5 protein-coding genes are annotated in these 5165 nt (G+C 67.7%); 1 reads left to right on the top strand and 4 read right to left on the bottom strand.

What is annotated here, in order from left to right:
- The 4 genes from ACFWF3_RS23500 to pdxH form a co-directional block, all read right to left on the bottom strand.
- Window positions 1-166, bottom strand: a 166-nt coding sequence (locus ACFWF3_RS23500; RefSeq protein WP_379315292.1) for an FKBP-type peptidyl-prolyl cis-trans isomerase, incomplete at its 3' end; no start/stop codon positions are given.
- A gap of 63 nt (window positions 167-229) precedes the next feature.
- The gene (locus ACFWF3_RS23505) at window positions 230-1543 is read right to left on the bottom strand and encodes a citrate synthase (RefSeq protein WP_101464504.1); all 1314 of its coding nucleotides are present in this window, start codon (window positions 1541-1543) and stop codon (window positions 230-232) included.
- Between the two features lie 258 nt (window positions 1544-1801).
- Window positions 1802-3085 carry an MFS transporter gene (locus ACFWF3_RS23510; protein ID WP_378990491.1) on the bottom strand — a complete coding sequence of 428 codons (1284 nt, stop codon included), beginning with the start codon at window positions 3083-3085 and terminating at the stop codon, window positions 1802-1804.
- Between the two features lie 68 nt (window positions 3086-3153).
- Window positions 3154-3858, bottom strand: a complete 705-nt coding sequence (gene pdxH, locus ACFWF3_RS23515; RefSeq protein WP_379315291.1) for a pyridoxamine 5'-phosphate oxidase — start codon at window positions 3856-3858, stop codon at window positions 3154-3156.
- 76 nt (window positions 3859-3934) lie between these two features.
- Between pdxH and ACFWF3_RS23520 the strand changes: the two genes are divergently transcribed.
- Window positions 3935-5059 carry a citrate synthase 2 gene (locus ACFWF3_RS23520; protein ID WP_101464507.1) on the top strand — a complete coding sequence of 375 codons (1125 nt, stop codon included), beginning with the start codon at window positions 3935-3937 and terminating at the stop codon, window positions 5057-5059.
- Window positions 5060-5165 lie beyond the last annotated feature (106 nt).

The raw sequence follows: 5165 nt of genomic DNA on the forward strand, positions 1-5165 counted from the left end.
CCCAGGAGGAGTCGAACTGCTCACCGTTGTCGAACTCGACGCCGACGTAGTGCACCTCGACGGTGCCACCGGCCACCGCTTCTTTGCCTTCGCCCTCGATGAGGTCGGTAATGACGAGCTCGGTGGGCGCGGGGCCCTCCTGGAATTCGATCTCCGGCTTGGTCATGCGGGCTATCCCCTTCGATAGATTGCTGTACCCAACAAAGTTGCCGACAACGGCGGATCGAAACTAGCGGTTGTCGATCGCGCGGTAGTCGCGTTCACCGTAGCCGGTGTAGATCTGGCGCGGGCGGCCGATCTTCAGCGGCTCGGAGTGCATCTCACGCCAGTGCGCGATCCAGCCGGGCAGCCGGCCCATCGCGAACAGCACGGTGAACATGCGGGTCGGGAAGCCCATGGCCCGGTAGATGACGCCGGTGTAGAAGTCGACGTTCGGGTACAGACGACGCGACACGAAGTAGTCGTCGGTGAGGGCGGCCTCTTCGAGCTGCTTGGCGATGTCGAGCAGCTGGTCGTCGCCGCCGATCTTCGACAGGATCTTGTCGGCGGCCTGCTTGACCAGCGTCGCGCGCGGGTCGTAGTTGCGGTAGACGCGGTGCCCGAAGCCCATGAGCTTCACGCCGTCTTCCTTGTTCTTGACCTTGCGGATGAATTCCTTGACGTCGCCGCCGTTGGCCTTGATCTCGTCGAGCATCTCGAGCACGGCCTGGTTCGCGCCGCCGTGCAGCGGGCCCCACAGCGCGTTGATGCCACCGGACACCGAGGTGAACAGGTTGGCGTCGGAGGAGCCGACGAGGCGCACGGTCGAGGTGGAGCAGTTCTGCTCGTGGTCGGCGTGCAGGATCAGCAGCATGTCGAGCGCGGCGGCGACCTCGGGGTCGACCTCGTAGGGCTCGGCCGGGAAACCGAAGGTCATCCGCAGGAAGTTCTCGACCAGCGACAGCGAGTTGTCGGGGTAGAGGAACGGCTGACCGACCGACTTCTTGTACGAGTACGCCGCGATGGTCGGCAGCTTCGCCAGCAGGCGGATGGTCGACAGCTCGACCTGCTCGGGATCGCGCGGGTCCAGCGAGTCCTGGTAGTACGCCGACAGCGCGTTCACCGCGGACGACAGCACCGGCATCGGGTGCGCGTTGCGCGGGAAGCCGTCGAAGAACCGCTTCAGGTCCTCGTGCAGCAGGGTGTGGCGACGGATGCGATCGGTGAAGTCGTCGAGCTGGGCCTGGGTCGGCAGCTCGCCGTAGATGAGCAGGTAGCTGACCTCGATGAACGTCGAGCGGCCCGCCAGCTGGTCGATCGGGTAACCGCGGTAGCGCAGGATGCCCGCTTCACCGTCGATGTAGGTGATGGCCGACTTGGTCGACGCGGTGTTCATGAAACCGGGGTCATAGGTGACGTAACCGGTGCTGGCCAGCAGCTTGCCCAAGTCGAGCCCGTCGTTACCCTCCGCGGCCTTGGTGACCGAGATCGGGAACTCGCCACCGGGGTACTGGAGTACCGCCTTGGCGTCTTCGGTGACGTTGGTGATGTTCTCAGCGGGCACGGAAGGATCCCTCTCAGGCTAGAACCGTAGGCACCGGTGCGGTCGGCACAGGTGCGCTTGCGCTAACGCTAGCTGTTGTTCGGTCAGGACGAGCAATCAGGGTTGTCCTGTCCTGTTCTCACACCGGTCACGTGCGGCGGTGAGGTCGGCGCAGGGCCGGGGACCTGCGCCGATCCCGTTTTCCACACCATCAGCGCGGCGGTGCCCGACGATTGCCGAGCACACGGATCCGGTTCCCGAATCCCCTTGCCGCGCAAGTCAATTCACGGCCACGGCGGAGTGCGCGCGAGTGACCCGGTAGCGCACGAAGGCGGGGAAGGCGAGCGCGGCGAGCACCACGCCGATCACCACCAGTACGCCGCCACCGGCAGCCGCTACAGCAGTACCCATGCTCGCCGCGGCGAAACCGTGGGCAACGTCACCGATCCGCGGCCCACCTGCGACGACCACGATGAACACGCCCTGCAACCGTCCCCGCATCTCGTCGGTGGACACATTGAGCAACATGGCCGTGCGGAACGCCGCCGAGACCATGTCGACCGCGCCGCCGAACGCCAGGAAGGCCACCGCGATCCACAGCCACACGCCCAGTCCGAACCAGTGCCCGGCCAACCCCACCGCAAGCCCGAAGCCGACCATCGCCACACCCCACAGCGCGATGCACACGATCACCGCCAGTCCCTGCCTGCGTACCCGCGGTATCCACCCGGAGAACACGCCGCCGATCACCGATCCCGCCGCGATGGCCGCGAACAACAGACCGAGCGCCACCCCGCCTTCGGCCGGATCGTGGAACGTCTCGTGCGCGATCTGCGGGAACAGCGCGCGCGGCATGCCGAACACCATCGCGATGATGTCGACGACGAACGACGCGAGCAGGATGCGCTGACCCGCGAGATAGCGGAATCCGTCGAGTACGGCGCGCAGCCCGGCCCGGCGCTGCTCGCCGGTCGGCGGGAAGGCGGGCAGCCGCCACACCGCCCACAGCGTCGCGAGCAGGGCGATCGAGTCGATCAGATACAGCATCGGCAACCCGATCACGGGGATCAGGACACCGGCCAGCACCGGTCCCGCGATCATGCCGACGTTCTGCACCGTCATGCTCAGCGAACTGGCCGAGGCCATCAGCTCCGGCGGCAGCAACCGGGCGATCAGGGCGCTACGAGTGGGCTGATTGACCGCGAAGAACGCCTGCTGGGTGGCGAACAGCCCGAGGACGAGCCACACATTGTTCACCCCGAGCGCGGCCTGCACCCAGAACGCCACCGCGGTCAGGCCCGTGCCCGCCGTGGTGATGACGAGCAGGGTGCGCCGGTCCATCACATCGGCGAGCGCGCCGCCCCAGAGCCCGAACACCACCAGCGGAACCAGTCCGAACAAACCGGCCAGCCCGACGTAGCCGGAACTGCCGGTGATCTGGAAGATCTGCTGCGGTACCGCGACCACCGAGAGCTGAGCGCCGATGACGGTGACGATATTGGTCGTCCACAGTCTGCGATAGTCGCGATTACGCAGGGGTTCGGTGTCGGCGAGCAGCTTCACTCAGCGCAGATTAGCCACTGCCGCCCGGTCATCCCATGTTTAGGCGCAGTGACATAGGCCACCGCGCGTTACGGCTGCAAACGTTGGACCGTTGTGGTGTGCCCGTCGATCCGCATCACGATGCGGTTGTGCAGCCTGCCGCGCCGACCCTGCCAGAACTCCACCTCGTCGGGTCGCAGCAGGTAACCGCCCCAGAACGGGGGCACGGGAATGTCGTCGACATCGGCGAATCGGGCCGTCGTCTCGGCCAGCACGCGATCGAGTTCGGCCCGCGTGGCCACCGGCTGCGACTGCTGCGAAGCCCACGCGCCCAGCCGCGACTCCCGCGGCCGCGCCGCCCAGTACGCCGCGGTCACCGCGGCGGACACCCGCTCGGTGACGCCGCGCACGTGCACCTGCCTGGCGAGCGCGGGCCAGACGAAACTCGCCGCCGCGTACGGGTCGGCGGCGAGCTGGGTGCCCTTGGCCGAGTCGTAGTTTGTATAGAAGGTGACGCCCTCGGGCGAGAGTCCTTTGCACAGGACCGTGCGCGCCACCGGTCGCGGGGCGGGGCCGGTGAGCGAGACCGTGGCCAGCACCATCGCGTTGGGTTCGGCGACTCCGGCGCCGCGCGCCTGCTCGATCCAGCTGCGCAGCAACGGTTCCCAGCCACCGGCCACCCAGGTCTCGTCGAGATCGGGTTCGGTGGCAGCGACGATCAGGGGATTGCCGTAGTCGACACGCATCGCGGCGAGGTCGGGCGCGGTGGTCGCGGCGGGGTCCAGGTCACGCATAGGGGCGAGATTACTCCGCGGTATGTCCGGGTCTAGGGTTCAGAAATATCGGCATGCCCCTGCAAGGAGAGTCACCATGACTACCAGCTCGGTACCACAGGATTTCGTCAGCGGATTGGAAGGCGTGGTGGCCTTCACCACCGACATCGCCGAGCCGGACAAGGACGGTGGCGCCCTGCGATATCGCGGCGTCGACATCCAGGATCTGGTCACCGATCAGGTGACGTTCGGCGACGTGTGGGCCCTGCTGGTCGACGGTGAGTTCGGTCGCGGCCTGCCGCCCGCCGAGCCCTTCCCGCTGCCGGTACACACCGGTGATGTGCGCGTCGACGTGCAGGCCGGCCTCGCGATGCTCGCCCCGATCTGGGGCTACGAGCCGCTGCTCGACATCGACGACGAGACCGCCCGCGAGAACCTCGCCCGCGCCTCGGTGATGGCGCTGTCGTACGTGGCGCAGTCCGCCCGCGGCATCTACCAGCCCGCCGTTCCGCAGCGCAAGATCGACGAGTGCGACACCGTCACCGAGCGGTTCATGACCCGCTGGAAGGGTGATCCGGACCCGCGCCACACCGAGGCCATCGACGCCTACTGGGTGTCCGCGGCCGAGCACGGCATGAACGCTTCCACTTTCACCGCCCGCGTCATCGCCTCCACCGGCGCCGATGTGGCGGCGTCGCTGTCCGGCGCGATCGGCGCCATGTCCGGCCCGCTGCACGGCGGCGCCCCGGCGCGCGTGCTGCCGATGATCGAGGCCGTCGAGAAGTCCGGTGACGCCCGTGCGCTGGTCAAGGGCATCCTGGACCGCAAAGAGAAGCTGATGGGCTTCGGCCACCGCGTGTACCGCGCCGAGGACCCGCGCGCCCGCGTGCTGCGCGCCACCGCCCAGCGCCTCGACGCCCCCCGCTTCGAGGTGGCTGCCGCGCTGGAGCAGGCCGCGCTGGCCGAGCTGCGCGAGCGTCGCCCGGATCGCGCCATCGAGACCAATGTCGAGTTCTGGGCCGCGGTCATCCTCGACTTCGCCGAGGTTCCGGCGCACATGATGCCCGCGATGTTCACCTGTGGCCGGACCGCCGGTTGGTGTGCCCACATCCTCGAGCAGAAGCAGCTGGGCAAGCTGGTCCGCCCCGCCGCGATCTACACCGGGCCCGGCCCGCGCACCCCGGACGAGGTTCCGGGCTGGTCCACCATCTCGCAGCACTGAGTCGTCGAACCGGGCGCCGCGATATCGGCGCCCCGGTGAATATAAGCGATTTTGGGTGTGTAATTTTTAACCTTCTAGAACGTGTTAGAAGGGGCCCGCGGCAGGG

The sequence above is a fragment of the Nocardia sp. NPDC060220 genome (assembly GCF_042727815.1).
In the GTDB taxonomy this organism is placed as follows: domain Bacteria; phylum Actinomycetota; class Actinomycetes; order Mycobacteriales; family Mycobacteriaceae; genus Nocardia.

Coding starts and splice junctions, on each gene's coding strand:
- ACFWF3_RS23520 (WP_101464507.1), top strand. CDS start 3,935: ATGACTACCAGCTCGGTACCACAGGATTTCGTCAGCGGATTGGAAGGC.
- pdxH (WP_379315291.1), bottom strand. CDS start 3,858: ATGCGTGACCTGGACCCCGCCGCGACCACCGCGCCCGACCTCGCCGCG.